This is a genomic window from Tildeniella sp. (assembly GCF_059505325.1).
On the sequence record NZ_JCACKI010000048.1, the window covers coordinates 1 to 3322 of the forward strand.

At 49.8% G+C, this 3322-nt stretch carries 2 protein-coding genes; both read left to right on the forward strand.

Annotated elements, in window-relative coordinates; genetic code table 11:
* The first annotated feature begins 213 nt into the window (after positions 1-213).
* On the forward strand, positions 214-465 hold the full coding sequence (locus tag AC5JO6_RS16320; RefSeq protein ID WP_496082123.1) for a hypothetical protein: 252 nt from the start codon (positions 214-216) through the stop codon (positions 463-465).
* A 444-nt stretch (positions 466-909) separates the two neighbouring features.
* Complete coding sequence (locus AC5JO6_RS16325) at positions 910-3222, forward strand: NACHT domain-containing protein (RefSeq protein WP_496082124.1); 2313 nt, start codon at positions 910-912, stop codon at positions 3220-3222.
* Positions 3223-3322 lie beyond the last annotated feature (100 nt).

Here is a 3322-nt window from a genome sequence, read left to right on the forward strand (position 1 = left end):
TGAAGAATTAGCGGTCAGCCGTCAGCCGTCAGCGGTCAGCGGTCAGCGGTCAGCTTGAAGAATTAGCGGTCAGCCGTCAGCCGTCAGCGGTCAGCGGTCAGCGGTCAGCTAAGAGACTCAGCGTAGAATTGAAAGCTGATAGCTGAAAGCTGATAGCTGATAGCTGAAAGCTGATAGCTGATAGCTGATTCACCCGTGATCTAGAATGACTCTATGTTCAAAGTTGTCACACCACGATTCTCGCAAACCTTCGATCGCTGGACAGATGCCCTCAACACTGCGAAAGGGTTGATTCCTGAGTGCAAAAGCCTGACAGAAGACATTCGCATTTTTCTGTTCGATGAGCTGGTGTGGGTGTACAGTCGATCGCACAAATATCCGCAATACATTGGTGCAGGCATGTACGATCGCCTCGCTAGAATCTTTTTGCAAGAAGCGATCGCCGAATCCACAAGCGCCGAGTAGCGCCTAGCCGCCAGACACTAACTAAAGAAACGCTGACCGCTGATAGCTGATCGCTGACCGCTAACCGCTAATAGCTGACCGCTGATAGCTAACCGCTGATAGCTGATACGTGGCGTATAAAATGCGCTCTAGTGATTGAGTTTGTTACAAAAATTTATATTATTGCCGCCAGTAGCTTAATCTTTCAGTCAGACGGTGCTAGAGAGGCGCTTCAGGGCTAGAGGTTTATCTGCGTGACGGTGCCACGGACTAAACTCTCCTGGTTTAGCCGAAACGTTTGCTGCATCAACTGTTTGAATTCGTTTCATTTGGGTAGAAAGCAGCGTCGATCGCTCGGCTTTTGTATATCTTCAGTCAGGCATATGTTCAACACCGTACAAAACGCCTAGTATGAAACCATTAACAAAAATTTAATAAATTCGTTTATTAAAAAGTGCTTACTGTATGGTCAAGCGATCGCTCCAGGTATCGCTATCTGGTATTCAACAGGCTAAAAAAGCGTTCGCCCTCAAAGGCTGGACGCAAGAAAATCTGGCGGGTGAGGTGAACCTCAAGACGCGTCAGCCCGTTTGGCGGTTCTTTACAGGGCAACCCGTCGATCGCCAGGTTTTTCTCGAAATTTGTTCCGTCTTAGAACTAGATTGGCGGTTGATCGCGGTCGATCCACCCGCAGACTTTCCTGACATTGCGGGCATTGTGCGGGCTGATGCTCCAGATATCGATGCACTTGTCAAACATGTGCGATCGCAGCGCCAGGAGAAAATCCAGGATCAGTGCGGCATTTTGCAATTGCTGGATATCAGCCGTCCCGTTGGCATTGATGACATTTATATTGATGTCAATGTTTTGCAGGAGATTGCCAGCCAGCAGTCAGTAGCGATCGAAGACTTGCAAGCCTTAGGACCTGATGACTTTGACCGCTTTGGTTTAGGGGCGATCGAGCAGAAACAAATTCCCGGTACACAGGCAGTCGAAACGTACACGAAACTGCGGGTACTGGGCAAACCGGGAAGCGGCAAAACCACCTTTTTGCAAGCTCTCGCCATCCAGTGTAACCGGGGTAAGTTTGCGGCAAACCAGGTGCCCATCTTCATCACGCTGCGACACTTTGCGGAAGAATCTGGGGATAGTCGGGAGTTTAGCCTTTTGAGCTATATCCAGCAAGAATGGCTTGCGTCTGATATTGCCGACCCGTCTGTGCTAGAAACCTTGCTTCATGCAGGCAGAGTGCTGCTGTTGCTCGACGGCATGGATGAAGTGATGCAGCGAGAGAGTGCAGCGGTCTTAAAAGAAATCCGCCGCTTTACGGACAAGTACCACAAAAATCGGTTTGTGGCGACCTGTCGCACTGCGTCTCAAAAGCTCACGCTGCGTGGCTTTACCAATGTTGAGATTGCACCCTTTACTCAGGATCAAATTACGACCTTCGCGGAAAAATGGTTTGTGGCGTTCACCAAAACGACTTCACAAGCAGGGCAAGATCAGTCTACGCAGTTTATGCAGAAGCTAGACTTGCCAGAGAATTGGCAATTTCGTCAACTTATCGTCACACCCCTTTTCCTCCATCTCGCTTGCTGGGTCTTTTACGGTCAAGACAAGTTTCCAGCGAAGCGATCGGAGTTTTACAAGCAGGGGCTAGATCTACTGTTGGGCAAATGGGATGAAGCGAGAGGCATTGAGCGCGATGCAATGTATCAAGGGTTTTTGTTGCCCCAAAAGCTGAAGCTGTTGAGCCAGATTGCAGCGGCAACGTTTGAACAAGGGCAATACTTCTTTGAGCAACGCCTGATTGAACAATACATTGGAGACTATATTCAAAGTTTGACCAAGCTTCCGATCGAGCCAGAAGAACTTCAGCTTGAAAGCGAAGCAGCACTGAAGGCGATCGAAGCGCAACATGGGTTGCTGATCGAACGAGCGCGAGGCGTATTTTCCTTCTCTTATCTGGTATTTCAGGAATACTTTACGGCGCGCAAAATTGTTGCCAGTCACAACCTTCAGGCACTAGAGCAGGCATTGGGTGGATTGGTCAGCCACATCACCGATCCGCACTGGCGCGAAATCTTCTTGCTAACGGCTGCCATGCTTCAGAGCGCCGACTCCCTGGTGCAGTTGATGAAACAACAAATCGATGCACTCGTTGCGCAAGATCCATACCTGCAAGAGTTTTTGACCTGGGCAAGCCAAAAATCGCAAACCGTCCTGTCGCCACCTTTGGTGGCGACAGGACGGGCATTTTATATGGCACTTGCCCAGACTCCGCACGTTGCCTCTCATTTTGCCCTCGCCGCTACTCTTGATCAGGGGATGCTTCTGGATGCAGCGCTGGATCATCTTTTATTGGAGTGCGCGATCGACCAAAGCCAGGACTTTGCCCATGCCCACGCCTGTAGCGAAGCGTTGAGCCAAACTCTCGTCATTGCCCTGGATGCTGGCTTTCACAAATCGCTGCAACAACTGAGCGATCAGTTCCCTAACCCAAAGCGCAACCAGAAAAAGTTTCAAGCCTGGTGGCAAGCACACTACACCCAATGGATTGCACAATTGAGAACAACGATCGTGCAGTATCGCAATGTCAACCACTCCTGGCAGTTTACGCCTGAGCAAAAGCAGATGCTGCAACGCTACTACGATGCCAATCAACTCTTGCTCGATTGCTTGCATAGCAATTGCGAAATCACAGCAACCATCAGACAGGAAATTGAAACCACTCTACTGCTGCCTCAGAAAGAACTGGAAGACCGGGAATGGCGGTAGCGTCCGGCAATGGTGCATTGATGTATGAGCGAAAAGCCGTCAGCTGTCAGCCGTCAGCGAAAAGCTGATAGCTGATAGCTGATAGCTGATAGCTGATAGC